At 74.3% G+C, this 26,337-nt stretch carries 20 protein-coding genes and 1 tRNA gene; 10 read left to right on the top strand and 11 right to left on the bottom strand.

The features are described 5' to 3' along the window. The first annotated feature begins 247 nt into the window (after positions 1-247). The gene (locus tag ACWD4P_RS18715; protein ID WP_449780297.1) at positions 248-1,219 is read left to right on the top strand and encodes a GlxA family transcriptional regulator; all 972 of its coding nucleotides are present in this window, start codon (positions 248-250) and stop codon (positions 1,217-1,219) included. Then, entirely contained in the window at positions 1,219-1,848 is a 630-nt protein-coding gene (locus ACWD4P_RS18710; protein ID WP_359821437.1) for a DJ-1/PfpI family protein, read from the top strand. The genes ACWD4P_RS18715 and ACWD4P_RS18710 overlap by 1 nt, the downstream gene beginning before the upstream one ends. A 13-nt stretch (positions 1,849-1,861) precedes the next feature. Here ACWD4P_RS18710 and ACWD4P_RS18705 read toward each other — a convergent pair whose 3' ends face one another. Together ACWD4P_RS18705 and ACWD4P_RS18700 are read right to left on the bottom strand one after the other, a co-directional pair. After that, positions 1,862-3,058 (bottom strand): MFS transporter, encoded by a 1,197-nt coding sequence (locus ACWD4P_RS18705; protein ID WP_449780296.1) that lies wholly within the window; start codon positions 3,056-3,058, stop codon positions 1,862-1,864. 95 nt (positions 3,059-3,153) lie between these two features. After that, on the bottom strand, positions 3,154-4,872 hold the full coding sequence (locus tag ACWD4P_RS18700) for a chitinase (RefSeq protein ID WP_449780295.1): 1,719 nt from the start codon (positions 4,870-4,872) through the stop codon (positions 3,154-3,156). Between the two features lie 200 nt (positions 4,873-5,072). On the opposite strand from ACWD4P_RS18700, the gene ACWD4P_RS18695 reads away from it, so the two are divergent. Then, complete coding sequence (locus tag ACWD4P_RS18695) at positions 5,073-8,315, top strand: S41 family peptidase (RefSeq protein ID WP_449780294.1); 3,243 nt, start codon at positions 5,073-5,075, stop codon at positions 8,313-8,315. Between the two features lie 9 nt (positions 8,316-8,324). Here ACWD4P_RS18695 and ACWD4P_RS18690 read toward each other — a convergent pair whose 3' ends face one another. Continuing rightward, positions 8,325-8,537, bottom strand: a complete 213-nt coding sequence (locus tag ACWD4P_RS18690) for a hypothetical protein (RefSeq protein WP_359821447.1) — start codon at positions 8,535-8,537, stop codon at positions 8,325-8,327. Between the two features lie 190 nt (positions 8,538-8,727). On the opposite strand from ACWD4P_RS18690, the gene ACWD4P_RS18685 reads away from it, so the two are divergent. Further along, on the top strand, positions 8,728-9,534 hold the full coding sequence (locus ACWD4P_RS18685) for a phosphoribosyl-dephospho-CoA transferase MdcG domain-containing protein (protein ID WP_449780293.1): 807 nt from the start codon (positions 8,728-8,730) through the stop codon (positions 9,532-9,534). Positions 9,535-9,689: 155 nt separating this feature from the next. Further along, positions 9,690-10,334, top strand: coding sequence for a dihydrofolate reductase family protein (locus ACWD4P_RS18680; protein WP_449780292.1), 645 nt, complete (start codon positions 9,690-9,692; stop codon positions 10,332-10,334). A gap of 61 nt (positions 10,335-10,395) precedes the next feature. Here the strand turns inward: ACWD4P_RS18680 and ACWD4P_RS18675 are convergent, their stop codons facing one another. The 4 genes from ACWD4P_RS18675 to snpA (ACWD4P_RS18660) form a co-directional block, all read right to left on the bottom strand. Continuing rightward, positions 10,396-12,480 carry a phosphocholine-specific phospholipase C gene (locus tag ACWD4P_RS18675; protein ID WP_449780291.1) on the bottom strand — a complete coding sequence of 695 codons (2,085 nt, stop codon included), beginning with the start codon at positions 12,478-12,480 and terminating at the stop codon, positions 10,396-10,398. A 179-nt stretch (positions 12,481-12,659) separates the two neighbouring features. Beyond that, the gene (locus tag ACWD4P_RS18670; RefSeq protein ID WP_359821457.1) at positions 12,660-13,319 is read right to left on the bottom strand and encodes a pentapeptide repeat-containing protein; all 660 of its coding nucleotides are present in this window, start codon (positions 13,317-13,319) and stop codon (positions 12,660-12,662) included. Between the two features lie 247 nt (positions 13,320-13,566). Further along, positions 13,567-14,190 (bottom strand): snapalysin, encoded by a 624-nt coding sequence (snpA, locus tag ACWD4P_RS18665; RefSeq protein WP_359821460.1) that lies wholly within the window; start codon positions 14,188-14,190, stop codon positions 13,567-13,569. A gap of 311 nt (positions 14,191-14,501) precedes the next feature. Next, positions 14,502-15,143: a snapalysin gene (gene snpA, locus ACWD4P_RS18660; RefSeq protein ID WP_449780290.1), complete on the bottom strand. Its 642-nt coding sequence runs from the start codon at positions 15,141-15,143 to the stop codon at positions 14,502-14,504. Between the two features lie 292 nt (positions 15,144-15,435). Here snpA (ACWD4P_RS18660) and ACWD4P_RS18655 point away from each other — a divergent pair, with 292 nt between their 5' ends. Then, a complete protein-coding gene (locus ACWD4P_RS18655) occupies positions 15,436-16,413 on the top strand; it encodes a LysR family transcriptional regulator (RefSeq protein WP_449780289.1) in 978 nt (325 codons plus the stop codon). 30 nt (positions 16,414-16,443) lie between these two features. On the opposite strand, the gene ACWD4P_RS18650 is transcribed toward ACWD4P_RS18655, so the two are convergent. After that, on the bottom strand, positions 16,444-17,694 hold the full coding sequence (locus ACWD4P_RS18650) for a low temperature requirement protein A (RefSeq protein WP_449780288.1): 1,251 nt from the start codon (positions 17,692-17,694) through the stop codon (positions 16,444-16,446). Positions 17,695-18,181: 487 nt separating this feature from the next. Further along, positions 18,182-19,888, bottom strand: a complete 1,707-nt coding sequence (locus ACWD4P_RS18645) for an ABC transporter family substrate-binding protein (RefSeq protein ID WP_449780287.1) — start codon at positions 19,886-19,888, stop codon at positions 18,182-18,184. 332 nt (positions 19,889-20,220) lie between these two features. On the opposite strand from ACWD4P_RS18645, the gene ACWD4P_RS18640 reads away from it, so the two are divergent. The 4 genes from ACWD4P_RS18640 (at position 20,221) to ACWD4P_RS18625 (ending at position 24,482) form a co-directional block, all read left to right on the top strand. After that, complete coding sequence (locus ACWD4P_RS18640; RefSeq protein ID WP_359817812.1) at positions 20,221-21,201, top strand: ABC transporter permease; 981 nt, start codon at positions 20,221-20,223, stop codon at positions 21,199-21,201. A 16-nt stretch (positions 21,202-21,217) separates the two neighbouring features. Next, the gene (locus tag ACWD4P_RS18635; protein ID WP_449780286.1) at positions 21,218-22,243 is read left to right on the top strand and encodes an ABC transporter permease; all 1,026 of its coding nucleotides are present in this window, start codon (positions 21,218-21,220) and stop codon (positions 22,241-22,243) included. After that, on the top strand, positions 22,240-24,348 hold the full coding sequence (locus ACWD4P_RS18630; protein WP_449780285.1) for an ABC transporter ATP-binding protein: 2,109 nt from the start codon (positions 22,240-22,242) through the stop codon (positions 24,346-24,348). Before ACWD4P_RS18635 ends, ACWD4P_RS18630 begins: the two co-directional genes overlap by 4 nt. Before the next feature lie 60 nt (positions 24,349-24,408). Continuing rightward, positions 24,409-24,482 (top strand) — tRNA-Lys (locus ACWD4P_RS18625). 113 nt (positions 24,483-24,595) lie between these two features. On the opposite strand, the gene ACWD4P_RS18620 is transcribed toward ACWD4P_RS18625, so the two are convergent. Together ACWD4P_RS18620 and ACWD4P_RS18615 are read right to left on the bottom strand one after the other, a co-directional pair. Further along, on the bottom strand, positions 24,596-25,480 hold the full coding sequence (locus ACWD4P_RS18620) for an alpha/beta fold hydrolase (RefSeq protein WP_449780284.1): 885 nt from the start codon (positions 25,478-25,480) through the stop codon (positions 24,596-24,598). Beyond that, entirely contained in the window at positions 25,477-26,268 is a 792-nt protein-coding gene (locus ACWD4P_RS18615) for a DUF998 domain-containing protein (RefSeq protein ID WP_449780283.1), read from the bottom strand. The genes ACWD4P_RS18620 and ACWD4P_RS18615 overlap by 4 nt, the downstream gene beginning before the upstream one ends. Positions 26,269-26,337 lie beyond the last annotated feature (69 nt).

The raw sequence follows: 26,337 nt of genomic DNA, 5'->3' as shown, positions 1-26,337 counted from the left end.
CCGTTTTTTACACCCGTCTTTGCACACTTTTCCCTCCACCACGCTCTTCCTATCTGTCCGGGGTTCGAGTCCCTGGCGGCGCACAGACAGCCGGAAGGCCCTTCGCGAGAGCGGAGGGCCTTCCGGCGTTTCCGCGCCCGCCCGCGCGTCCTGTCCGCACGTTCCGCCCGTTCCCGCGCGGCGGATGGCAGGAAAGGTGGGAAACAGGTCATTGCTGCCACCGCTCCCCCCTTGGGACGCTGGCCGCATGAGAGCGCGCAGCGTGGTCATCGTCCTCTTCGAGGGCGTGCAGAGCCTCGACGTGACCGGCCCCCTGGAGGTGTTCGCGGGAGCGGGCAAGGCCTCCGGGCAGCCGGGGGCGTACCGGGTGACCACCGCTTCCCCGGGCGGCGGCCCGGTGCGCAGCCACAGCGGACTGCGGCTGCTGCCGGACGCGGACCTGGCGGAGGTCGGGCCGGTGCACACCCTGCTGGTCCCCGGCGGGGAGGGCGCCAAGCTGGCGGACCCGGCCCTGGTGGCGCGGATCCGGGAGCTGGCCGGGCGGGCCGAGCGGGTGGTGTCGGTGTGCACCGGGGCCTTCCTGCTCGCCGAGGCCGGACTGCTGGCCGGGCGCCGGGCCACCACCCACTGGGCCTACGGCGAGGAACTCGCCCGGCGGTACCCGGACGTCGAGGTGGACCCGGTCCCGATCCACGTCCGGGACGGGCGGATCGCCACCTCGGCCGGGGTCACCGCCGGGATCGACATGGCCCTGGCCCTGGTCGAGGAGGACCTCGGACGGGAGACGGCCCTGCTGATCGCCCGCCACCTGGTGGTCTTCCTGCGCCGGCCGGGCAACCAGGCCCAGTTCAGCACCCAGCTGGCCGCCCAGGTGGCGGCCCGGCAGCCACTGCGCGAGGTGCAGCAGTGGATCGCCGAGCACCCCGAGGCCGACCTCTCGGTCGAGGCGCTGGCCGACCGGTCGGCGCTGTCGCCGCGGCACTTCGCCCGGGCCTTCGCCAGCGAGGTCGGGGTGACCCCGGGCCGGTACGTGGACGGGGTCCGGCTGGAGGCCGCCCGGCGCCGGCTGGAGGACACCGACGACGGCGTCGAGGAGATCGCGCGCTCCTGCGGCTACGGCACCCCGGAGGCGATGCGGCGCGCCTTCGTCCGGGCCCTGGCCGCCCCGCCCGCCGAGTACCGGCGCCGCTTCCGACCCGAACCGACCGGAGGTCACTGATGCGCATCGCCATCCTGCTCTACCCCGATTTCACCACGCTGGACGCGGTCGGCCCCTACGAGGTGCTGTCCCGGATCCCCGGCGCCGAGGTCGTGTTCGTCGCCGCCGAGCGGGGGCCGGTGCGCAACGACGTCGGCAGCCTGGCGGTCACCGCGGACGCCACCCTGGACGAGGTGGACTCGGCCGACCTGCTGCTGGTGCCCGGCGGCCCCGGGACGAAGGCCCAGCTCGAGAACGAGGCGCTGCTCGACTGGCTGCGCCGGGTGGACGCGACCACCACCTGGACCACCTCGGTCTGCTCCGGCTCGCTGCTGCTGGGCGCCGCCGGGCTGCTCAAGGGCCGCCGGGCCACCAGCCACTGGGGCGTGCTGGACCGGCTGCCCGCGTACGGGGCGGAGCCGACCGGGACGGAGCGGGTCGTCATCGACGGCAAGTACGCCATCGCCGCCGGGGTCTCGGCCGGGATCGACCTCGCCCTGACGCTGACCGGCCTGATCAGCGGGGACACCACCGCGCAGGCGATCCAGCTGCTGATCGAGTACGACCCGCAGCCGCCGTACGACTCGGGCTCCATGGCGAAGGCCTCCCCCGAGGTGGTCGAGGCGGTGCACCGGCTGATGGAGCGCTGACGCCGGGCCGTGTTCACCGCCGCCGGGCCGGGGCCGGGAAGGCGTGGCGGCGGGCGGCGGTGGCCACGGCGAGGACGGGGAGCATCAGCGCGAGCACCGTCCAGGGCAGGGCACCGGTGCCCAGGCCGCTCAGGACCAGGCCGCCGACCACGCCGCCGCCCGCCATCGCGGCGTTCCACAGGGTCACCAGGACGGCCTGGGCGGCGTCCGCCCGCTCCCCGCCGGCGTCGCCGAGGGCGGTCTGGAGCAGGGTCGGCGCGCCGCCCCAGCCCAGGCCCCAGAAGAACGCCGCGACGTACACCGGCGGCGCGCCGCCGGACCGGACCGCGAGGACGGCCGCCGTCAGCGCGACCAGCAGCGCGCCGCCGATGGTCAGCTGCCGCAGCCGGCGGTGGATGTGGGCGCCGACCAGCCAGACGCTCAGCAGCGAGGCCAGCCCGAAGACCAGCAGCACCGGTCCGGTGGCGCCGCCGAGGCCGGCCCGGTCCAGGAAGGGCGCGACGAAGGTGAACAGGATGGTGTGCGCGAGCACGAAGAGCACCGTGACGGTGAGCACCGGCCGGACACCGGGCACCGTGAGCGCCTGCCGGACCGGCTCCCGCTGGCCGGTCGGCTGCCCGGGCTGGTCCGGCAGCAGTGCCGCGATCCAGCCGATCACGACGACCGCCAGTGCCGTCATGGCCAGGAAGGGCACCCACCAGTCGAGCGCCTGCCCGAGGAAGGTGCCGACCGGCACTCCCAGCGACAGCGCCACCGGCACGCCCGCCATCGCCACCGCCATGGCCCGGCCCTGCTGCTCGGCCGGCACCAGCCGGCGCGCGTACCCCGCCAGCAGGGCCCAGGCCAGGCCGGCCGCGACGCCCGCGAGGAAGCGGGCGGCGAGCGTCAGCGGGTAGCTGGTGGAGACCGCGGTGACCGTGTTGGCCACCGCGAAGCCCGCCATCGCGGTGAGCAGCAGCCGCTTGCGGCCCCAGCCCGCGGTGGCCGAGCTGAGCGGGATCGCGGTGGCGGCGGAGCCGATCGCGTAGACGGTGACGGTCTGCCCGGCCGCGGACTCACCGACCCCGAGCGCCCCGCTCATCCCGGGCAGCACGCCCGCGGGCAGGTTCTCGGTGAGCGCGGTGACGAAGACCGCGGTGGCCAGCGCGAGCAGGGCGGGGAGCGGAAAGGGCTTGCGGGGTACCGGGGTCGGAAGCTGTGTGGTCGCCATGGGGGCCATGCTCGGACCTCACACCGGTGTCAGGTTCAAGCACGGCCCCGCGGGCCGTCGGGTCATCCGCCCGGTCGGGCGGCTACCCGAGCGGGTCAGCGGCCGAAGTAGCCGTTGAAGTTCTTGGAGAACTCCTGGCCGCCGAACCGGTCCCAGTTGACCGACCAGGTCATCAGCCCGCGCAGGTTCGGCTGGGCGCCCGAACGCGGCACGTAGGTCCCGCAGTTGGCCAGCTTGGTGAGGCAGTCGAGCGCCTTGTTCACCTCCGCCGGGGCGACGTAGCCGTTGCCCGCGTTGGTGGTGGCCGGCATGCCGATGGCGACCTTGGAGGCGGGCAGCGGCGGGAACACGTTGTTGGCGTTGCCGGCCACCGGGAAGCCCTTGAGCAGCATGTCGGTCATCGCGACGTGGAAGTCGGCGCCGCCCATCGAGTGGTACTGGTTGTCCAGGCCCATGATGGAGCCGGAGTTGTAGTCCTGGACGTGCAGCAGGGTCAGGTCGTCGCGCAGGGCGTGGATGACCGGCAGGTACGCCCCGGCGCGCGGGTCCTGCCCGCCCCAGGGGCCGGATCCGTAGTACTGGTAGCCGAGTTGGACGAAGAAGGTCTCCGGCGCCATGGTCAGCACGAAGCCCGGGCCGTACTTGGCCTTGAGGGTCTTCAGTGCGGAGATCAGGTTGACGACGACCGGGCTGGTCGGGTTCTTGAAGTCGGTGTCACCGGTGTTGAGGGAGAGCGAGTGCCCCTCGAAGTCGATGTCCAGGCCGTCCAGGCCCCACTTGTCGATGATCGCCGAGACCGAGCTGACGAAGGCGTCCCGGGCGGCGGTGGTGGTCAGCTGGACCTGGCCGTTCTGGCCGCCGATCGAGATCAGCACCTTCTTGCCCTGGGCCCGCTTGGCGGCGATGGCCGCCTTGAACTCGTCGTCCGACTCGACGGTCGGGCACTCGGTGGCCGGGCAGCGGTTGAAGCGGATGTCGCCGGAGGTGACGGAGGTGGGCTCGCCGAAGGACAGGTCGATGAAGTCCCAGGAGTTCGGGACGTCGGCCATCCGGGTGTAGCCGGCGCCGTTGGCGAAGCTCGCGTGCAGGTAGCCGACCAGGGCGTGGCTGCCGGCCGGGGAGGTGGTGGGCGTGCCGGTCGGAGTGCCCGTCGGGGTGCCGGTGGGCGTCCCGGTCGGCGTGCCGGTCGGAGTGCCCGTCGGGGTGCCGGTGGGCGTCGCGGTCGGCGAGGCGGTGGCGGTCGGCGAGGCGGTGCCGGTGGGCGTCGGCGTCGGGCTGGGCGCGCCCGGGCCGTCCAGCGAGACGTCGTCCGCGTAGTAGGTGCCCTGCCCGTACCAGCCGTGGGTGTAGACGGTGGCGCTGGTCTGGTTGGCCCCGGTGGTGAAGCTGAGGCTGAGCTTCTGGTACGAGCCGCCGGTGCCCGGCGTCCAGGTGCTCGGGCCGCCGCCGTCCACGCCCAGGTAGACGTAGGAGCCGTTGACGTAGGCGCTGAGCGTGTAGGTGGTGTTCGGGGCGACGGTCACGGTCTGACCGCACTGGGCGGTGTCGCCGGCGGTGGCGGCCGCGGCGAGCGCGCGGCTGCCGCCGTGCACCGGGCTGGTGACGACGCTCCCGGAGTTGCCGCTGCAGCTCCAGGGGCCGAGCGAGCCGGACTCGAAGCCGCCGTTGACGAGGAACTCGCCGGCCGAGGCGGCGGGCGCCAGGCCCAGCGTGACGCCGACCAGGGTGGCGGCGGCGACGGCGGAGGCGGTACCGGCGGCGAGGGCCGCGCGGCGGCCGGTGGCGGGGGTTCGGGGGGTGGGTGTTCTGCGCATGCGGGCGCTCCTGCGATGGCGCGGTCGTGGGGGACGTCCGAGGGCACGCCGGAGCACGCGCCAGTGGGGGGAACGGCCCGGCCTGGCACCCAAGTTGGACTAGACCACTGAAGTGGATCCGGCCGGGCGGTGTCAATGGTCCAGACCGGTTCCCGGCCGCTCCGGTTGCCGGGGGTGACACCCCGTCGAAGGATGGAGGAGTGACCCCGCCCGGCTACCTCCGCCACCCCCACCTGCACGGCGGCCTGCTCGCCTTCACCGCCGAGGACGACGTCTGGATCGCCCCGCTGGACGCCGGCGCCGACACCACCGGCCGGGCCTGGCGGGTCTGCTGCGACCGCACCAGGGTCAGCCACCCCCGCTTCTCCCCCGACGGCACCACCCTCGCCTGGACCAGCTGGCTCGGCCTGACCCCCGAGGTGTGGACCGCCCCGGTCGAGGGCGGCCAGGCGGGCCGGCTCAGCTTCTGGGGCAGCCAGGACACCCGGGTGCGCGGCTGGCTGCCGGACGGCGAGGTGCTGGCCGTCACCTCCTACCACGAGCCCTTCGGCCACTACACCTGGGCGCACTCCCTGCCGCCGGACGGCTCCCCCGGCCGCCGGATGCCCTGGGGGCCGGTCGGCGACGCCCAGATGAGCCGCGAACGGACCGTGCTGCTCACCGGCGCCGCCCCGCACGAGCCCGCCGCCTGGAAGCGCTACCGGGGCGGCGCCACCGGCCGGCTCTGGGTCGACGGCGAGCGGATCCTGCCCGAGCACACCGGGCACCTCGCCGCACCGATGCCCGTCGACGGGGCCCCCGGCAGCCGGATCGCCTTCCTCTCCGACCACGAGGGCATCGGCAACGTCTACTCCTGCCGCCCGGACGGCACCGACCTGCGCCGGCACACCGACCACGCCTCCTACTACGCCCGCGAGGCCGCCACCGACGGCACCCGGATCGTCTACCAGCACGCCGGCGACCTCTGGCTGCTGGACGGCCTGGACGCGCCCGCCCCGCGCCGGCTGCACGTCCCGCTCGGCGGCGCCCGCGCCGGCCGCCGCCCGTACCTGGTCGGCGCCGCGAGCCAGGTCAAGGACCTCGCCTGCGACCGCACCGGCCACGCCGGGGTGATCACCGTGCGCGGCAGCCAGTACTGGCTCACCCACAAGGACGGCCCGGCCCGCGCCCTCGCCGACACCCCGGGGGTGCGCACCCGGCTGCCGGTGGTGCTCGGGCACACCGGCGAGGCGGCCTGGATCACCGACGCCGAGGGCGCCGACGCCGTCGAAGTGGTGCCGCTGCCGGGCCACACCGGGCCGCCGGACCACCCCGGGCCGGAGCGGCGCCACCGCCGGGTGCTCGCCGCCGGACGGATCGGCCGCGTCCTGGAGCTCACCGCCTCCCCCGACGGCAGCCGGCTCGCCGCCACCACCTCGGACGGGCGGCTGCTGGTGGTCTCCGCCGCCGACGGCGAGGTGCGCGAACTGGCCGCCTCCGGCTACGGGCCGGTCTCCAGTGCCCGCTTCTCCCCCGACTCGCACTGGATCGCCTGGTCCGAGCCGGTCGCCGGGCGCTCGCTGCGCCGCATCCGGCTCACCCGCGCCGACGCGCCCGCGGCGACCACCGACGTCACCGACGGCCGGTTCGAGGACGAGCAGCCGGTGTTCACCCGGGACGGCCGCTACCTGGCCTTCCTCTCCTGGCGCGGCTTCGACCCGGTCCACGACGTGCACACCGGCGACCTCTCCTTCCCGCTCGGCTGCCGCCCGTACCTCGTCCCGCTCGCCGCCGACACCCCCTCGCCGTTCGCCGCGGCGGCCGAGGACGGCGCCCCGCACGGCGACGGCGGCGGCGACGGCACCGTCCGGGTCGACCCGGAGGGCATCGGCGAGCGACTGCTCCAGTTCCCGGTGATCGCCTCCAAGTACTCGGCCACCGACGCGGTGCGCGGCGGCCTGGTCTGGCTGCGCTGGCCGATCTCCGGCACCCTCGGCCAGACCTTCGCCAGCCCGGAGGACACCTCGGGGCGCCCCTCACTGGAGCACTTCGACCTGGCCCGGGGCACCCGCAGCACCCTGGTGGACCGGCTGGACGGCTACGCGGTCTCCGGGGACGGCGGCTCGATCGCGGTCTACTCGGCGGGGACGCTGCGGGTGGTCCCGGTCGCCGCCCCCTCCGCCGGCACCACCGTCGACCTGCGCCGGATCACCCACACCGTGCACCCGGCCGCCGAGTGGCGCCAGGCCTACCACGAGGCCGCCCGGATCGTCCGGGACCAGTTCTGGGACGAGCGGATGTCCGGCCTGGACTGGCCCGCGCTGGTCGCCCAGTACGAGCCGCTGCTGGACCGGATCTGCTCCCCCGACGACTTCGCCGACCTGCTGCGCGAACTCCTCGGCGAACTCGGCACCTCGCACGCCTACGTCACCCCCTCCCGCCGCGCCGAGGGCCCCACCCTCGCCCAGCAGCCGCTCGGCCTGCTCGGCGCCAACGCCCACCGCTCCCCCGACGGCCGCTGGCTGGTGCACCGGGTGCTGCCCGGCGAGACCTCCGACCCGCGCGCCCGCGCCCCGCTGGCCGCCCAGGGCGTCCGGGACGGCGACGAGCTCCTGGAAGTGGGCGGCCGCCCGGTGGACCCGCTGCGCGGACCGCTGCCGCTGCTGGCCGGCACCGGGGGCACCACGCTCGAACTGGCCCTGCGCGGCGGCGGCCCGGACGGCCCGGTGCGGCGGATCGTGATCACCCCGCTGACCGACGAACGGCCCATCCGCTACCAGGACTGGGTGGCCAAACGGCGTTCCCTGGTACGGGAGTTCAGCGACGGCCGGTGCGGCTACCTGCACATCCCGGACCTCGGCGGCTCCGGCTGGGCGCAGTTCAACCGGGACCTGCGGCGCGAGCTGGACAAACCCGCGCTGGTGCTGGACGTGCGCGGCAACGCCGGCGGCAACGTCTCCGAACTGGTGCTGGAGAAGCTCTCCCGGCACGTCCTGGCCTGGGACTTCAGCCGGGACCGCCGGCCGGTGCGCTGGCCCCGGCACGCACCGCGCGGACCGCTGGTGGCGCTGGCCGACGAGGCCACCAGCTCGGACGGCGACGTGATCATCGCGGCGATCGGGCTGCTCGGGCTCGGCCCGGTGATCGGCACCCGCACCTGGGGCGGGGTGGTCGGGATGAGCGGACGGCACACCCTCGGCGACGGCACCCAGATCTCGGTGCCGAAGAACGCCTCCTGGTTCGGCGGCGGGCTCGGCTGGTCGGTGGAGAACCGGGGCGTCGAACCGGACGTGCACGTGCTGCGCACCCCGCGCGACTGGGCCCGGGGGCGCCACCCCGAGCTGCTCACGGCCGTCCAGCTGGCCCTGGAGCTGCTGGAGGACGCGCCCGCCGCGGAGCCCCCGCCGGCGAGCACGCCCCGGCCGGACCTGCGGCGCCCGCCGCTGCCGCCGCGGACGAGGTGATCCGGGGGCTCAGCCCCAGGGGTCGCCCTCGGAGGTCATGTTCTCGGCGGCACGCCGGTCGGCCTCCTCCTGGGCGAGCCGTTGCTGCTGGTCCCGGGTGCGCTCGACGTCGTCGCCGTACGCGTCGGCGGCCTCGTCGTGGGCGAGGGCGGCACGCTGGGCGGACTCCTGCCCGGCGGACTCGTGCTGCGGCCGGTGGAACAACCTGTCGATGATCCCCATGACTCCTCCAGACGGGACGGGACGGAAGGTCGGATACCGGGTTCGCCCCCACTCTCACACCGGGGGCGGGCGGACGCACCTTGAGCCTTTGGTCCCTGGTGGCCGCGCCCAAGGGCCGTAGCGGCGGGCCGCCGCCCGGGCGCAGATTGGGGCCGTCGGCGAAAATCGACGCCACCCTCTGGAGCCCGCTGTGACCGTCGTACACCCCGGAAGCCACGCCCGGCGCACCGCCGAGGACCCGCACGACGGACCGCGCCGGCGGGTCGGCCCGCTGGCCGCCCTGGACGGGCGGCTGCCCGGCGCGCACGACCTGCTGCTGATGCAGTGCCCCAGCTCGCTGCGGCCCCTCGCGGGCGGCGGGCTGCCGGACTGGGCGCGGGCGGTGCTGCGGGCGCACCCCTGGGTGACGGTCGGCCGGGCACCCTCCGTGGTCGGCAGCCCGGTGGACCTGCCGCACCCCCAGCGCTGCACCCGGGACCCGGAGGCGGCGCCCGAACTGTGGTTCCCGGTGACGGTGCGCGGTCCGCGCCCCGGGCAGCGGCTGGACGCCCTGGCGCCCTGGGCGGCGGTGGCCCGGACGCTGCGGCCCGAGCAGCTGCCCGAGCGGCGAGAGCGCCTGGCCCCCGAGCGGCTGGCCGGCATCCCGGCCCTGGCCCTGCTGCCCGAGGTCGGCCGCCTGGTCGCCGACCACCGGCTGCCCTGGGGCCCGATCGGCGCGGCCGGCTACGAACTGGGCAGCGGCGTGCCGGTGGCCGGGCCGCTCAGCCCGCTGCGGCTGGTGCTGCGCGCGCCGCAGCCGATCAGCCGGCGCGACGCCCTCCAGCTCCGGCGGGCCCTGACCAAACTGCCGGTGCCCGTGCAGGCCGAACTGGAGACCCGGCACGGCTCGGTGCAGCTCGCCGAGTACGCCTCCGGCGCGCTCGGCCTCACCCTGCTGACGCCGGACGGGCCCCGCGAGGTCCGCGACCCGTGGTTCCCCCGGGGCCCGTTCGCCTGAACGGCGCGGCTCCCCCGGCCGGTCGTCCGGCGCTCCGGAGGACTCCCTCGGTGCCCGGAAAAGATTTTCGGGTCCGATGTCGATCCGGCCGCGTCCGCTCCGACGTCAGGGTGTGCGGCACCCCGCCGCACGATCACGGGACAGGAGCCCCCGCCATGGACCAACTGCTCAGAGTCATGAACTTCAACGTCTCCGGTGACGGGATCGCCGCCGGTGAGCACCAGACCTTCGAGCTGCCGTTCGGCCTCGACCGCCCCGAGCGGCTCTTCTCCTGGGCCGGGGCCACCGCGAGCTGGCCGATGCGCACCGACGCCGGCGGCAGCCGGGGCCTGGACGACTACTTCACCCGGGACTTCGCCCGCAACATCGGCGCCGAGATCATGGGCCGCAACAAGTTCGGGCCCCAGCGCGGGCCGTGGCAGGACCACGAGTGGCTCGGCTGGTGGGGCGACGAGCCGCCGTTCCGCACTCCGGTGTTCGTCATGACCCACCACCGCCGGCCGTCGTTCACGCTCTCCGACACCACCTTCCACTTCGTCGACGGCGACCCGGCCACCGTCCTCAAGCAGGCCCGGGAGGCCGCCGACGGCAAGGACGTCCGCCTCGGCGGCGGGGTCACCACCATCCGCGAGTTCCTCGACGCCGACCTCGTGGACACCCTGCACGTCGTGGTCTCCCCGCTGGAACTCGGCTCCGGGCTGAAGCTGTGGGAGTCCCCCGACGAGCTGCTCGACCGGTTCCACCTGGAGGTCGTCCCCAGCCCGAGCGGCGTGGCGCACCACCTGTTCTGGCGGCGGTGACGCGGGGGCCCCGCTTCTCGGCGGAGGAGTGGGGCCCCGTTCGGCGCGGTGGGGACGACGGTCAGCCGGTGATGCTGGGGGCGCCCGTCTCCAGGTGGCCGGTGAACCGCTGCGACCAGCTGCTGTCGGCGTCGACCGTCACCGTGAAGTCGTACCAGCCGCCGTTGTACGCCACCGCGTTGAAGAAGTCGCTGACGCTGCCGCCGGCCGGGACCTGGTACGTCCAGGGGCCGTCCGTGCGGTAGTTGTTGGACGCGATCGTGAACGTCATCGGGGTGCTGCCGGAGTTGGCGAGCCGGAAGTAGAGCGCGAGCTTGCCGGTGCCCGGCTCGACCGCGTAGGAGGCGGTGACGGCCGCGTTCTTGCCCGCCTTCGTCGCGTCGCCCTTGAAGCGGCGCAGGAAGCGGTTGGGGCCGACCACCGTGAGGTCGTACGGGCCGCCGCCGAAGTTGGTGCCGCAGTTGAAGAAGTCGCTGGTGCTGCCGCCCGGGTCCACCGTGTACTGCCAGGGGCCGCCGCCGCGGTAGGCGTTGGCGTAGGCCGCGAAGTGCGCGGACTTGGTGGCGACGGCACCCCCGTTGTCCATCGCGATCCAGACCTTCATCACCCCGCCCGAGCCGAACTCGAGGTGGTCCAGGTTGGCGTTCGGCTGGTACGGCAGGGCGCGCGCCGGGCGGGTGCCGGACTCCTGCACCGGGAGCTGGTTGTTCACCGGCGCCGGGTTGGGCAGCGGGCCGCAGGCGGACAGGCCGATGGTCTGCGAGGTGTCGGGCAGCGCCGGGAGGCCGTAGACCGGGTTGGCGAAGTCGAACACGCTGGTCAGGTCCCCGCAGACGCGGCGGCGCCAGTCGCTGATGTTCGGGCAGGTGGCGGGCTTGCCGAGGGCGGCCGTCCAGGTCTCCAGGAAGCGCAGCACCGAGGTGTGGTCGAAGGTCTCGGAGTTCACCCAGCCGCCACGGGTCCACGGCGAGACGGCGATGAGCGGGACGCGGAAGCCGAGGCCGATGTTGGTGCCGTTGTAGAACTCGCCCGGGGTGCCGGCCGGGGCGGCGGGCGGCGGGACGTGGTCGAAGAAGCCGTCGTTCTCGTCGTAGTTGATGAACAGGACGGACGAGTCGAAGACGTTCGGGTCCGCGTTGAGCGCGTCGATCACCATGTGGACGAAGTGCGCGCCGTCCACCGGGGTGGCGTACGGGTGCTCGGAGGAGGCCTGGTCGGGGACGATCCAGCTCACCTGCGGCAGCGTCCCGGCCAGCACGTCGGCCTTGATGGCGGCGGCGATGTCGTCCGGGGTCCGCCCGGTGACCTTGGGCACCGAGCCCATGCCCTTGACGGCCAGCGGGCTGCCGGCCTGGGCGCCCGTGAAGTTGGTGAAGTACGCCAGGGCGTTGTCGCCGTAGTTGTCGGCGGCGTTCTGGTAGACCTTCCAGCTGACGCCGGCGCCCTCCAGCGCCTCGGCGTAGGTCTGCCAGCGCAGGCCCTTCTCGTCGCCGCCGTCGTAGGCCGGGCCGCCCGCGGTGCCGGCCGGGTCGATCTGGCCGGACCAGTGGTAGGTGCGGTTGGGGCCGGTCGCGCTCAGCACCGAGCAGTGGTAGGCGTCGCAGATCGTCCAGTTCTCGGCCAGGGCGTAGTGGAACGGGATGTCCTGGCGGGTGAGGAAGCCGAGCGTGCGGACGTTGCCCTTGGCGGCGACCCAGGAGTCCATCTTCCCGCCGTTCCAGGCCTTGTGCTGATCGCCCCATCCGTGGCTGAGGTCCCCGTTGCACTGGGCGAGGCGCTCCGGGTCCGCTCCCCCGGCCGGCTTGGTCTGGCTGAACTGCCACGGGTACTGGCGGGCGAGCAGGCCGTTGGGCTGGTTGAAGACGCTGTAGCCGCCGGAGATCTGGATGGCGCTGCGGTCCGCGAAGCCGCGCACGCCGCGCAGCATGCCGAAGTAGTGGTCGAAGCTGCGGTTCTCCTGCATCAGGATCACCACGTGCCGGGCGTCGGTGATGGTGCCGGTGGTGGCGCGCGCGGCGGTGGCGGCCGTCGCGGCCGTGCCGCTCGGGGCGGCGTCCGCGGCGCCGGTGCCGGTGCCGGCCACGGCGAGGCCCGCCGCGGCGGCGCCGGACAGCGTGACGAACTTCCTACGACTCAGCTCGGCCATCGGCCCGGCCCGTCCCTTCGCTGACGATGTTGTGTACACAAGTCGGGGCGCACTCGATCGCGCAGCAGTCTCCACCGCGCGCGGAGCGGGCCACCAGGTGTGCGCGGGAGGGTTGGCGGACTGTTCGCCCGGGTGTCACCGAGCGACGCCCGGTTGAACGGGCGAAGGGGCCGGCGTGCTCAGCGGTCCTTGACCTCGATCCCCAGCGCGTGGGCGAACTGCGGCGCCAGTTCGAGCAGTTGGGTGGAGCTGATGACGGCTCCGCGCAGCCCCTGGTGGCCGTCGGTCAGCCCGAGCCGGGCGGCGTCGCGCAGGTCCGTCCGGCTCAGCGTCGCACCGCGCAGCCGCACCTCCTCCAGCGTGGAGCCGGGGAAGGAGACGCCGGTCAGTTTCGCCTCGCCGAAGTCGACGTCGCGCAGCAGGCAGTCCTCGAAGACGACGTCCCGCAGCACGGCCGAGCGCAGGTTGACCGCCTCCAGCTTGCAGCCCCGGAACACCACCCGGCGCAGCGCCGAGCCGTACCCCGCGACGCCGGCGAGCACCCCGCCGACGAAGGAGCTGTCCTGCCACTCGGAGTCGCTCAGGTCGCAGGCGACCCAGCGGCCGGCCTGCACCCACACCTCGTTGAACCGGGCCTGGCGCAGCTTGACCCCGCTGAGCGCGACGCCGGTGAAGGCGCACTCCAGGAAGGCCGCCCCGGCGCCCGACTCGTCGGTGTGCTCGCCGCCGTCGAAGTGCGCGGTGTCGTACCGCTCGTCGCTGCGCAGCGGCCCGGTGTGCGGGCGCAGCAGCTCGGCGTACGGGAGGTCGGCGAGCCGGTCGGGGACGGGACGGGGCATGGGGGTGGCTCCTGGCGGTCGGGGCGTACGGGTCTCGGCCGCATGCTCGCACGCGGCACCGACAGCACCCGGCAACGGCAGCACCCGGCACCGACAGCACCCGGCACCGACGGCGCCCGGCCACGCCCCGGCGGCGTGCCCCGGCCGAGCCCCGCCGCCGAACCCGGCCGCGCGCCGATGCGGCGGTGCCCCGGACCGGCCGCGGGCGAGCCAGCCGGTCCGGGGCGGGGCGGTCACGCCCAAGGGGTCAGCCGCGCACCCAGAGCGAGTTGACGCGGCTGCGCTCGGTGGTGTTCGGGTACGGGTTGGTGCAGGAGGTGCCGGGGCCGCCGCCCGACATCAGCTCGCTGCACGGGCCGGAGTAGTGGTCCGGCAGGCCGAGCACGTGGCCGGTCTCGTGCGCCACCACGCGCACCGAGCTGTACTGCTGGTTCTGCTGGTAGTCGAGGAAGACGTAGCCGCGCCCGTGGCCGTCGGTGCTGGCGTAGGAGCCGCGGCTGTCGTTGCCCTCGTAGTAGCGGAAGTCGGCGGCCGAACCGGACCGCAGCTGAACGTTGGCGACCGAACTGTTCCAGATCTGCGCGGCCTGGGATATCTGGTTGCGGAAGGACGGCGCGGAACTGGCGTCATAGGTGACGGTGACGGTCGCCAGGCCCGGGTTGGCGGCCTGCTTGGCCTTGGCGGAGGCCATCACGGCCTGGAAGAAGGCCTGGTTGTTCGCGGCCTCCGCGGCCGAGCCCGCGTACGTCGTCGCGGTGTAGCCCTGCACGGCCGGGGCGGCCGGCGCCGCGGCGGCGGCCGTGGCGGGCAGGACGGCGAGGCCGGCCGCGAGGGCGAGGCCGAGGGTGGCGGACAGCACGGATCGCTTCATGTGGGGGCTCCGATTCCTGAGGTGACGTGGCCGGTGGGGGCCGGCCCGGGGGAACACCTGGTCAACGGGTGGTGTCCCCAGAGCTTCGGGCAACCCGGTGCGTGCGCGGATGATGCCAACCCGCGATAGCACCGTCCAATACCCCTTCCGCGGAGTCGAATTGAATTGTCTTTCCCTGACCTTGACTCAATCGTGCCCCTGGCATTCCGTTCCGGCGGCGGCTAGGCTCCCGTCCGGGGAAGTACCCGGAACGGCGGGCCGCTCGATTCCGGCCGAGCGGCCCGCCGTTCCGAACCCGCCCTCGGGTCCGGTCAGTTCCGCGCCGCGAGACCGTTCGCCCAGAGGTAGTCGACCTGGCTGCGCTCGTTCCCGTCCGGGTACGGGTTGGTGCAGGACGGGCCGGGGCCGCCGCCCGACATCAGTTCGCTGCACGGGCCGGAGTAGTCGTCGGGCAGGCCGAGCACGTGGCCGGTCTCGTGCGCCACCACGCGCAGCGAGCTGTACTGCTGGTTCTGCTGGTAGTCGAGGAAGACGTAGCCGTGGCCGTGGCCGTCGGTGCTGGCGTAGGAGCCGCGGCTGTCGTTGCCCTCGTAGTACGAGAAGTCGCCGTTGCCGCCGGTCTCCTGGAGCCGCACGTTGCTCTCCGAACCGTTCCAGATCTGGGCGGCCTGGGATATCTGACCGGTGAAGGAGGGCGCGTTCGCGGTGTCGTAGGTGACGGTGACGGTCAGCAGCCACGGGTCGGCGGCCTGCCGGGCCTTGGCGGAGGCCATCACGGCCCGGAAGAACGCCTGGTTGTTCGCGGCCTCCGCGGCCGGACCGGCGGACGCCGGGGCGGTGTAGCCCTGGACGGCCGGGGCGGCCGGCGCGGCGGCGGCCGCGGTGACGGGCAGGGTCGCGAGGCCGGCCGCGAGGGCCAGGCCCAGGGCGGCGGACAGCACGGATCGCTTCATGTGGGGGCTCCGGTTTCGCGGTGCGCCGGCCCGTCGGGGCCGGTGGGGGCCGGGCCCGGGGGCGACGCACGGTGGGGGCCGCCCCGGACGTGCTGCCGGGGCGGTTGCTGTCCACCGAGCTTCGACCCGCCCGGGGCCGTCACGGATGATGCCAACCCGCGATAGCTCCGCCGCATGGCGGCGGCGCGTCGCCGTCCGCCGAGCCGGCCGATCCGCCGGCCGGCCCTCCGGCATGCCTTGAATGCCTGTCATGTCCTTGGCGAGGCGGTGCGGCTGCGTCTATGCTCCGAACGTGGAGCTCGACGTGAGACACCTCCGGGTGCTGTGCGCGATTGCCGACACCGGCAGCCTCCGCAAGGCCGCGCTCCAGCTCGGCATGACCCAGCCCTCCCTCACGACCCAGCTGCACCGCATCGAACGCGCCATCGGCGGCACCCTGTTCACCCGCGAGCAGACCGGCAGCCGGCCCACCGTGCTCGGCCACTCGGTGCTGTCCCGGGCCCGGCCGGTGATCACCGAGATGGCCGCCCTGGTGGCCGCGGCCCGCCAGGAGGCCCGGGACGCCACCGCGCCCGGCCGGCAGCGGCGGCTGCGGATCGGCAGCGTCGGCAGCCGGGCCGTCGCCGCCTGGCTGCGCCGGGTGCACGAGCGGCTGCCGGACACCGACACCACCATCCACGTGGACGTCTCGGCCAGCGCGCTGCTGCGGATGGTCGGCGCCGACCAGCTGGACGTGGCCTTCGTGTACGAGAGCGAGGGCTTCCCGTTGCGGGTGCCGCCGGACGCCGAGCAGCGGGTGCTGATGGCCCGGGAGCCGCAGTTCGTCGCGCTCGCCGCGGGGCACCCGGCCGCCGCCCGTCCGGTCGTCCGCCTCGCCGACCTCGCCGAGGACACCTGGATGGTCGACCCGACCGCCGACCACGAGTACGCCGCGATGCGCCGGGTGTTCAGCGAGGCCGGGCTCAACCCCCGGGTGGTGCAGGTGCGGGACGCCGCCACCGCCGCCGAGCTGGTCGCGTCCGGCGAGGCCGTCCGCCCCTGCCAGCCGACCTCCCTGCCCGGTCCCGGCACGGTGGTCCGTCCGGTGCACGGGGACCCGCTGGCCGTCCGACTGCTGTTCACCTGGCGCCCGCGCGTGCTCAGCCCGCCCGCGCTGGACGCCCTGTACGGCGAACTGCGCTCCGCCTACCTGGATCTGGCCAAGGTCAACCCGGCCTATCTGGACTGGCTGGCGCGGCACGAGCCGGTCCTGCTGGGGCGGGCCGGCTGAAGCCCCGGGGCGGCCGGACACCCCGACCGGCTAGACCCCCGGTCCGACCGGCCCCCGGGTCGGCCGGACCCCGCGGGCGGTGGCCCGGCTCTCCCGGCCGTGGATCAGCACGCCCACCGCCACCATCAGCGCGCAGACCAGGCCCGCCGCGAGCACCCCGGCGCCGCCGAGCGCCGTGCAGGCCAGCACCAGGACGGCCCCCACCGGCGCCACCGCCTGGGCCACCGCGCCCCGCTTGGTGTGCCGGGAGTGCAGGAACCAGACCGTGACCAGGTAGAGCGCGGTGGGCACGGTGACCGTCGCGGTGGCCGCGGTCTCGGAGATGTGCGCCTGGTGCACCGCCGACTCCACCGCGACCTCCAGCCCGGTGCCGATCGCCGCCGCCGAGCCGAACACCAGGTAGTGCCCGTACCCCCAGACCAGCGCCTGCCGGTTGGAGCGCAGGTGCTCGTGGACGGGCCGGGCGAAGTAGATCCACCAGGCCGCGAAGCAGATCAGCAGCCCGCCGACGGCCACCGGCACCAGCCGGCCCAGTTCCTCGTGCTCGTCCACCGCCGACTGCACCGCGACGGTCGCCGCCGCCACCGTCTCGCCGAGCACGATGAGGGTGAACAGCCCGTACCGCTCGGCGATGTGGTGCGGGTGCCAGGAGGTCCGCATCCGCAGCTCGGCGATCACCGGCACGGTCAGCTCGCACAGCACCCCGACCGGGATGACGTACGGCCGCACGTCGTGCGGCAGGAACAGCATCACCACCCAGCCCGTCTGGCAGAGCGTGATGCCCGCCGCGTAGCCCAGCGCGACCCGGCGCGCCACCCCCTGCTCGCTGGCGGCGGCGCGCAGCCACTGGGTGACCATCGCCAGGCGCATCACCACGTAGCCGGCGATCGCCAGCGTCAGGTCCTGGGCGGCGAACAGCCGCGGCACCCCGGCGGCGAGGATCAGCACCCCGGCGATCTGCACCAGCGTGGTGACCCGGTACGGCACGTCGTCGACGTCGTACGCGGAGGCGAACCAGGTGAAGTTCATCCAGGCCCACCAGATGGCGAAGAAGGACAGGGCGTACCCCTGCAGGCCCGCCCCGTAGTGCCCGTCGGCCAGGGAGTGGGCCAGTTCGCGCCCGGCCTGGCCGACCGCGACCACGAAGCAGAGGTCGAAGAAGAGCTCCAGCGGGGTGGCGACCCGGTGCGGCTCGTGCCGGTCGCGCGGGACCATCCGGCGGACCGGCGGCGGGTCCACGGGGTGGCTGAGGGGTGCCGTCGCGGCGGGGTCACTGGCCATCGGAACTGCTCCGGGAATCGGAAGGGGGGACCGTCCCGCGCATCCTGGCAGCGGCTCCGCCCCGGCGCACGCACCGGCGCGGCAGGTGTGCGCGCACCGGCACGACAGTGTGCGCGCACGGGCGAGACCGGGGAAGGCCGCACGCCCCCGGTCACGATGGCCCCATATGCCCCCTTTTTTCCTTGCCGTCAGCCGTAGTTGACGCTCCGGTGCGCGAACCGGGTGACAGCGCGGCGGGTTTCCGCGCGTGCCCCGCGCGCTGCCTCGCGAGCGGCCGGAGCGCCGCTAGATTCTTCCCCGGTTGGAAGAGCGCGGGCCCTGCCGGGCCCCACGACACGGGTGGCGTGCGGGCAACGCGGAAGGTCAAGGCGGGTGGCGGGACAGCGGGGGTGGCGGAGCCGATCCTCCCGCGTCCGCGCCACCGGCCTCGTGATCACCGCGCTGCTCGCCAGCGCCTGCCGTGCGGCCCGCCTCCTCGCGGCGCCACCTACTTCTCCCAGCCGACCTTGCTGTAGTCCTCCTGGCCGAGACCGAAGGCGCCGTAGTTGGCCAGCCCCTTGCGGGTCGCCACCACGGCGGGCCGCTGGTAGAGCTCGACGGTGTGGCCGAGCTCCCAGATCTTCGCGTCCGCCTCGTTGTAGAGCTTCACGGCCTCCGCCGGGTCGACCGTCCCGGCCGCCTTCTTCAGCAGCGCGTCGATCTCCGGGGTGCCCAGCCGCGAGGGGTTGCTGAAGGTGTTGTCGCCCACCGGCAGGCGGAAGTTGGCCAGGCTCTTGGAGTTCGGGAACGAGTCGGTGTTGCGCCAGCTCGCGATGTCGAACTTGCCCGGGGTGACGTACTTGGCGAAGTAGTCGTTGGCCGCGACCTTGTCCAGGTCGACCTTGACCCCGACCGTCTGCCACATCGCCGCCGCCGCGGTGGCGAGGTCGAGCTGGGCCTGCGTGGTGCCGTCGCTGAGCACCCAGTGCAGCTCCAGCTGCCGGCCGTCCTTGGTGCGCGGCTGGCCGGCGCCGGACTCCTTCCAGCCGGCGTCGTCCAGCAGCTTCCCGGCCGCGGCCCGGTCGAACTTCGCCCACTCGCCGGAGTTGTCCTGGTAGCCGGTCTGGTTGGGCATGATGATGTGGTTGCCGAGCGGCTTGAACTCCACCGGCACCCCGTTGTTGGCGATCTTGATCAGCGCCGAGCGGTCGAGCGCCCTGCCGAGCGCCTGGCGGACCTTCTGGTCCGCCAGCGCGCCGGTGCCGCCGAAGGAGATGTGCACCTCGTCCCACGGGCTGGCGGCCCGGATCGTGGTGTCCTTGGCGTTCTTGAGCTGCCCGTACGCGGTGGCGGTGCCGGCCGAGGCCAAGTCGATCTCGTTGTTGAGGTAGGCCTGGATGCTCGCGGCCTTGTCCATCACCCGGAAGGTGATCTTGTCGAGCTTGGCCCGGGTGCCCCACCAGGCCGGGTCCGGGACGAGGCTGATGGTCTGCGCGGTCTTGTCCGCCGCGCCGATCTTCAGCGCGCCCGCGGTGATCGGGACCTTCTCCACCCAGCCCTTGTTGAAGTCGTCCGGGGTGGAGATGCCGGCCGCCGGGATCAGCGGGCGGAACAGGTTCTGCCAGTCCGCGTACGGCTCCGAGAAGGTGACCACGACCTCGTCCGGGCCGGCGCCCTGCTCCACCCCGGAGATCAGCTCGTAGCCGGACGGGTCGTAGATGTTGTACGCCGGGTCCTTGCCGCTGCCGGCCTGCCAGTCGGCCCTGAAGTCCAGGTAGCTCAGCGGCTTGCCGTCGGACCACTTGGCCTTGGGGTTCAGCTTGTACGTGACCACCTGCGGCGAGGTCGAGGTGACCTTGGCCTCCACCAGGTAGTCCGGGTCCGGGTGGAAGGCGCCGGAGGAGTCGGTGCGGAAGAGCGAGGGCTCCAGGGCGCGGACCAGGTTCACCGTGTCGGTGTAGGAGCCGCCGTCCACCTGGAGCGGGTTCCACTGGGTGATCCACTGGTCCAGCTGGAAGCGCACCTCGCCGCCGTCCTTGATCCGGTCCGACGGCTGGGCGTTGATGTCCTGGGAGTCCTGTCTCGGCGGCTCGCTCTTGGCCACGTTGTCGGCCGAGCCGCCCCCGCCCGAGGTGCACGCGGTGACCGCGAGCGCGACGGCGACGGCGAGGGCGGCCGCCCGGCCGGAGCGGCGGGCCGTGGTGGAAGCGTCCATGAGGGTCCCCCTGGGGTCGATGACGGTAGTTGGGGCGCGGGAGGTGTGGCGGGGCTTGAGCGTGGGCAGCCAAGTCGGCACCGGGCGAGCAGAACGTAACAGCGGATCAGATCCGCCACCAGGGGGAGGAGCGCACACCTGATCCAGACGTCACACGCGGCAACACGGCCGCAACACCGCCTCAGCGCACCGGTGCTTCACTCTGACCTGCTGGTTCCCAACCTGCCCGGGAACCACGACAACTGACGCCCCGACGGGCCCGGAACCGAAAGCCACCACTCGATGCCCACCAGACGCGTCGGCCCCACCCGCACCACGACGGGCGGCCGTTGATGCTCCGCTACCTGGCGAAACGGCTGAGCTACTACGCGGCGCTGCTGATCGCCGCCGTCTTCCTGGCGTACGCGGTCTCCGCGACCGCCATGCAGCCGCGCACCTACTTCGAGGCCAAGGTCCCCCGGCCGTCCGCCGAATCGGTCGAGCGCCAGCTCACCGCGCTCAACCTGAACGACCGCACCCCGGTCGTCGAGCGCTTCGGCCACTGGGCCGGCGGGCTGCTGCACGGCGACCTCGGCCGGTCCATCCACGACACCCCGGTCGCCGACGACTTCGGCCGCCGGGTCTGGGTCTCGCTGCGGCTGCTGCTGCTCGGCAGCCTGCTGGGCATGGTCCTCGGCGTCGCCGCCGGGGCCTGGAGCGCGGTGCGCCAGTACCGGATCTCCGACCGGCTGCTCACCCTGCTGTCCTTCGTCCTGCTCTCCACCCCGGTCTTCCTGGTCGCGCTGTTCCTCAAGAACGGCGCCATCGCCGCCAAGGACGCGGCCGGCCACGAGGTGGTCCCGTTCACCGGGTACGAGACCCCCGGGCTCACCGGCGGCCTCGGTGCCCACCTCGCCGACTGGGCGCTGCACCTGCTGCTGCCCACCGTCTCGCTGGCCCTCGGCGGCCTCGCCACCTACAGCCGCTACCAGCGCGGCACCATGCTCGACGTGCTCGGCTCCGACTACCTGCGCACCGCCGAGGCCAAGGGCCTGACCCGCGGCCGGGCCCTGCTGAAGCACGGGCTGCGGACCGCCGTGATCCCGATGTCGACCATGTTCGCCTACAGCTTCCTGGGCATCTTCACCGGCGCGATCTTCACCGAGACGATCTTCGGCTGGCACGGCATGGGCGAGTGGCTGATCAAGTCGATCAACGAACAGGACGTCAACTCGGTCGTGGCGATCAACCTGTTCACCGCCGCCGTCGTCCTCGTCTCCGGCTTCCTCGCCGACACCCTGCACGCCGCCCTCGACCCGCGCGTGCGGTCCTGACCGGAGGAGAGCCGAGATGACCACCACCGCCACCACCGCCGAACCGGTCGAACCGGCCGGCCCCGCCGAACCCTCCGCACCCGCCGGACCGCCCCGGGCCGCCGGCCGCGGCCGGCTCGTCCTCTCCCGGCTGCTCGCCGCCCGCGGGGCCGTGGTCGGCGCCGTCCTGGTGCTGCTGCTGTTCGCGCTCGCCTTCGGCGGGCCGTACCTGACGCGCTGGGACTACGCCGCCCCCGACTTCTCCGCGCTGCACCAGCCCCCCTCCGCCGAGCACCTGTTCGGCACCAACGGGGTCGGCCAGGACGTCTTCGCGCAGACCGTCCGCGGCCTGCAGAAGTCGCTGGTCATCGGCCTGCTGGTGGCACTGTTCTCCACCGTGCTGGCCTCCGTGGTCGGCGCCTGCGCCGGCTACTTCGGCGGCTGGACCGACCGGGCGCTGATGTTCCTGGTCGACCTGCTGCTGGTCTTCCCCGCGTTCCTGATCATCACCATCGTCTCCGCCCGGCTGAAGGGCGCCGGCTGGATCGCCTTCGTCCTGCTGCTCGCCCTGTTCAACTGGATGATCACCGCCCGGGTGGTCCGCTCGATGACCATCTCCCTGCGCGAACGCGAATTCGTCCGCGCCGCACGGTTCATGGGGGTGCGGCCGCTGCGGATCATCAGCCGGCACATCCTGCCGAACGTCGCCTCCTTCCTCATCATCGACGCCACCATCGCGGTCGGCGGCGCCGTGATGAGCGAGACCGCGCTCTCCTACTTCGGCTTCGGGGTCAAGCCGCCGGACGTCTCGCTCGGCACCCTGCTCGCCGCCGGGACCGGCGAGGCCCCGGTGTTCCCCTGGCTGTTCTACTTCGCCGCCGGGCTGCTGGTGCTGTTCGTCCTCGCCGTCAACCTGATCGGGGACGGGCTGCGCGACGCCCTCGACCCCACCTCGGGGGCCGCGCCCCGCCGGTCCCGCCGCACCCGCGGTTCCCGTCGCACCCGCCGTACCAGCCGTTCCGTCAGCAGCCCCAGCCCCGCCGGCCGTAGGAAGCACCCGTGACCACCACCGTCGAAACCCCGCTGCTCGCCGTCCGGGACCTGCGGGTGGACTTCGCCGGGCCCGACGGCCCGGTCCCCGCCGTCCGCGGGGTGGACCTCACCCTGCGGCGCGGCGAGACCCTCGGCATCGTCGGCGAGTCCGGCTCCGGAAAGTCCGTCACCGCGCTGTCCGTGCTCGGCCTGCTGCCCCGCACGGCGAGCGTCAGCGGCTCGGTGCGGCTGGACGGGCGCGAACTGGTCGGCCTGCCGGGCCGGGAGCTCGCCGCGATCCGCGGCCGCCGGATCGCCATGGTCTTCCAGGACCCGCTGTCCGCCTTCACCCCGGTCTACCGGATCGGCGACCAGATCGCCGAGGCGGTCCGCGTCCACCAGCGGGTGGACCGGGCCGCCGCCCGCCGCCGGGCCGCCGAACTCCTCGACCTGGTCGGCATCCCGGCGCCCGACCGGGCCCTGGACAGCTTCCCGCACGAGTTCTCCGGCGGCATGCGCCAACGCGCGATGATCGCCATGGCGGTCGCCAACGAACCGGACGTCCTGCTCGCCGACGAACCCACCACCGCGCTCGACGTCACCATCCAGGCCCAGGTGCTGGACGTGCTGCGCACCGCCCAGCGGGAGACCGGCGCGGCGCTCGTCCTGGTCAGCCACGACCTCGGGGTGATCGCCGGTGCGGCCGACCGGGTCGCGGTGATGTACGCCGGACGGGTGGTCGAGACGGCCGGGGTGGACGAGCTGTTCGCGGCCCCCCGCCACCCGTACTCGCTGGGCCTGATCGGCGCCCTGCCCCGGCTGGACGGACGCGGCGGTCCGCTCGTGCCGATCCCCGGCACCCCGGCACCGATGGCCGAGCTGCCCCCGGGCTGCCCGTTCGCGGCGCGCTGCCCGCTGGCGGAGGAGCGCTGCTCCGCGGCGGAACCCGCCCTGGAGGCCGCCCCGGACGACGTCGGCGGCGTCGACGGTGCCACCGGCCACCTGTCGGCGTGCGTGCGGTCGGCGGAGCTCGCCGAGCGGCGGCCCGCGCCGGCCGAGGTCTACCCCGTCCCGGAGCTGCCCACCGCCGCCGGACCCGGCGACCGCTCCGCCCGGACGCCGGTGCTGTCCGTGAGCGACCTGGGAAAAACGTTCCCGCTCCTCAAGGGCACGGTGTTCAAGCGCAAGGTCGGCGAGGTGTACGCGGTGGACGGCGTCGACCTGGACCTGCGGGAGGGCGAGACCCTCGGCCTGGTCGGGGAGTCCGGCTCCGGCAAGTCCACCACGCTGTTCGAACTGCTGCGGCTCGGCGCCCCCCAGAGCGGACGCATCGAACTGTTCGGCCGGGACACCTCCACCCTCACCCGGGCCGAGGCGCACCGGCTCCGCGCCCGGGTGCAGATCGTCTTCCAGGACCCGATGGCCGGCCTCGACCCCAGGATGCCGATCGGCGACATCGTGGCCGAACCGCTGCTCGCCCAGCGCGCCCCGCGCGAGGAGATCGCCCGCCGGGTGCCCGAGCTGCTGCGCCAGGTCGGCCTCGACCCGGAGCACGCCGTCCGCTACCCGCACCAGTTCTCCGGCGGCCAGCGCCAGCGCGTCTCGATCGCCCGGGCCCTCGCCGTCCGGCCCGGCCTGCTGGTGCTGGACGAACCCGTCTCCGCCCTGGACGTCTCCATCCAGGCCGGGGTGCTCAACCTGCTCCAGTCGCTCAAGGCCGAACTGGGCCTGTCCTACCTGTTCGTCTCGCACGACCTCTCGGTGATCCGGCACCTCGCCGACCGGGTCAGCGTGATGTACCTCGGCCGGACGGTCGAGCAGGGCGAGGTCTCCGCCGTCTTCGACCGCCCCCGCCACCCGTACACCCGCGCCCTGCTCTCCGCCGTCCCGCTGCCCGACCCCACCGCCGAGCGCGCCCGCGACCGCGTCCTGCTGGCCGGCGACCCTCCCCCGCCCACCGAACGCCGCGCCGGCTGCGTCTTCCGCGGCCGCTGCCCGCGCTACGCCGGGCTCACCGCCGCGGCCGACCGGGCCCGCTGCGAGCAGGAGCGGCCGGCCCTGCTCGGCGGCGCGCGGGAGGCGGACCACCAGGCGGCCTGCCACCACCCGGAGAGCGGAGCCGGACACGAAGAGTGATCACTCGAACACGATTCGGTGGATCCGGTCGGCGCCGTGTAGAGTCTTCGACGTCAGCAAGCGCCGCTAGCTCAGTTGGTTAGAGCAGCTGACTCTTAATCAGCGGGTCCGGGGTTCGAGTCCCTGGCGGCGCACATGGCAAGGTCTCAGGCCGTCCACTCTGGTGGGCGGCCTGAGGCGTTTCCGGCCCGGGTGGGCCGCCTCCTCGTGAACGCCTCCGAGGCCGCCTCGGCACCTCGGCTCGGCCTCAGTGGGTGTCGAGCACGGCCGAGGCCACCGCGTCCGGGCGGTCGAACATCACCAGGTGCCCGGCCGGGGCGGTGGTGCGGAAGTCCGCCCCGAGCAGCGCCGCCAGCTCCCGCTGCCGGGCCAGCCAGTCCTCGGTGCGGCGGGTCCGGCAGCCGTCGTCCGCGGCCAGCACGGTGATCGGCAGGTCCTCGGCCAGCGGCCGGGTGCGCCGCAGCTCGTCCACTTCGGCGGCCGTGTCGAGGTAGCGGCCGTTCTCCCGCAGCAGCGCGCGCAGGGCCCGCCCGGTGCGGTAGCAGTGCCGGACCAGGGGCGCCGGGGCGAGGTCCTCGCGGCGGACGGTGGACATCCGGGCCGTGGCCCGGCGGGCGGTCGGGCCCAGCAGGTAGGGCACGGCGAGGGCGGTGGCGGCGCCGGCCACCGCCCGGGCCGCCAGATCGCGCGCGGCGGGTGCCGGGTACGGCCGGGCCGCCCGCTCCACGCTGCCGTCCACCAGCACCAGGCCGGCGGTCCGCTCGGGGTGCAGCCGGGCGAACGCCTCGGCGTGGAAGCCCGCGAGCGAGTGTCCGACCACGGTGCAGGGCTCCCGCAGTCCGAGGCCGTCCAGCACCGCCCGGATCCGCGCGGCCTCGCCGGCCGCGGTCGGTGCCGGGCTGCCGGTCGCCGGCTCGGCGGCGCTCAGCCCGTAGCCGGGCCGGTCGAAGCGGACCACGGTGCGGTACGGGGTGAGGAAGGGGACGACCAGGTCCCAGTCGAACCAGCTGCTGCCGAGGCCGCCGGAGAGCAGGCAGAGCGGGCCGCTGCCCTCGGTGCGGACGTGCAGCGGGACGCCGTCGACGCGCAGGAAGCGCGCCCGGCCGGCGGTGTCCGGTCCGGGGGTGCTCATGCCGGCCGCCGCCCCGGGAGCGGCGCGGCCGGGCGGTGCCGGTCCACCGGATCCTCGGCCGTCCCGTCCGGTCCGTCGGGCCCGTCCGTGCGGGCGGAGCGGGCGATGCCCAGCGCCAGCAGGCCGAGCCAGAGCGCGACCAGCAGCACCTGGAGCCGCTGTCCGGCCCCGAGCGCCCAGGTCCCGTGCCCGGCCTGGAAGGCGGCGATCGAGGCGAGGCTCCAGCCGGTGGCGAGCAGCTCGGCGCCCAACAGCCAGGGACCGAACCGGCGCACCGGCGGCCACCAGCGGTGGCGCCGGGCGGCGACGGTGAGCGAGACCAGCGCGGTGAGCGCCCCGGCCATGGCGAGGCTGCTGGTGACGGCGTGCGCGGTGTGGGTGGCGGGGACGAGCCCGGCGGTCTCCCGGGCGGCGCACATCTCGTCGCTGGTGGGCGCGCAGCTGAGCGGCAGCCGGGAGTCGGCCGCGGTGGCGGCGCCGAACAGGGCCAGCGCGGACCAGCCGGCCAGCGCCCAGCGGTGCCGCCGGGAGGCCCCGGCCCGCCCGGTGGCGAGCGCGGTACCGGCGGCGGCGAGGAGGCAGAGCCCGGCGACCAGGTCGGTGGCCCGGAACAGGCCGCCCAGCGGCTGGTCCTCGGCGGCGAGTTCGCTGATGTACGCCTGCACCGGGTCGAGTCCGGTGCTCAGCACGACCTCCAGCACCCAGGCGGTGTACGCCACGGCGCTGAGCAGCAGCAGGGTGGCGACCGCCGTCGGCGCGGCGCGGCGTCCTGGCTGGGGGCTGGGCACCGTTCCACCCTAACCAGCGGCGAACTCCAGACCAACCGGAAGGAAAGGGGCGGATCGGGCGGTGGCCGC

Source organism: Kitasatospora sp. NPDC002543 (assembly GCF_053594915.1).
The sequence above is the reverse complement of the archived record's forward strand: the minus strand, read 5'-3'. Positions and strand labels throughout refer to the sequence as shown.

What these genes read in the sequence shown, in the direction of transcription:
- ACWD4P_RS18715 (WP_449780297.1), top strand. Translation starts at nt 248, where the DNA reads ATGAGAGCGCGCAGCGTGGTCATCGTCCTCTTCGAGGGCGTGCAGAGC.
- ACWD4P_RS18710 (WP_359821437.1), top strand. Translation starts at nt 1,219, where the DNA reads ATGCGCATCGCCATCCTGCTCTACCCCGATTTCACCACGCTGGACGCG.
- ACWD4P_RS18705 (WP_449780296.1), bottom strand. Translation starts at nt 3,058, where the DNA reads ATGGCGACCACACAGCTTCCGACCCCGGTACCCCGCAAGCCCTTTCCG.
- ACWD4P_RS18700 (WP_449780295.1), bottom strand. Translation starts at nt 4,872, where the DNA reads ATGCGCAGAACACCCACCCCCCGAACCCCCGCCACCGGCCGCCGCGCG.
- ACWD4P_RS18690 (WP_359821447.1), bottom strand. Translation starts at nt 8,537, where the DNA reads ATGGGGATCATCGACAGGTTGTTCCACCGGCCGCAGCACGAGTCCGCC.
- ACWD4P_RS18680 (WP_449780292.1), top strand. Translation starts at nt 9,690, where the DNA reads ATGGACCAACTGCTCAGAGTCATGAACTTCAACGTCTCCGGTGACGGG.
- ACWD4P_RS18675 (WP_449780291.1), bottom strand. Translation starts at nt 12,480, where the DNA reads ATGGCCGAGCTGAGTCGTAGGAAGTTCGTCACGCTGTCCGGCGCCGCC.
- ACWD4P_RS18670 (WP_359821457.1), bottom strand. Translation starts at nt 13,319, where the DNA reads ATGCCCCGTCCCGTCCCCGACCGGCTCGCCGACCTCCCGTACGCCGAG.
- snpA (WP_359821460.1), bottom strand. Translation starts at nt 14,190, where the DNA reads ATGAAGCGATCCGTGCTGTCCGCCACCCTCGGCCTCGCCCTCGCGGCC.
- snpA (WP_449780290.1), bottom strand. Translation starts at nt 15,143, where the DNA reads ATGAAGCGATCCGTGCTGTCCGCCGCCCTGGGCCTGGCCCTCGCGGCC.
- ACWD4P_RS18650 (WP_449780288.1), bottom strand. Translation starts at nt 17,694, where the DNA reads ATGGCCAGTGACCCCGCCGCGACGGCACCCCTCAGCCACCCCGTGGAC.
- ACWD4P_RS18645 (WP_449780287.1), bottom strand. Translation starts at nt 19,888, where the DNA reads ATGGACGCTTCCACCACGGCCCGCCGCTCCGGCCGGGCGGCCGCCCTC.
- ACWD4P_RS18640 (WP_359817812.1), top strand. Translation starts at nt 20,221, where the DNA reads ATGCTCCGCTACCTGGCGAAACGGCTGAGCTACTACGCGGCGCTGCTG.
- ACWD4P_RS18635 (WP_449780286.1), top strand. Translation starts at nt 21,218, where the DNA reads ATGACCACCACCGCCACCACCGCCGAACCGGTCGAACCGGCCGGCCCC.
- ACWD4P_RS18620 (WP_449780284.1), bottom strand. Translation starts at nt 25,480, where the DNA reads ATGAGCACCCCCGGACCGGACACCGCCGGCCGGGCGCGCTTCCTGCGC.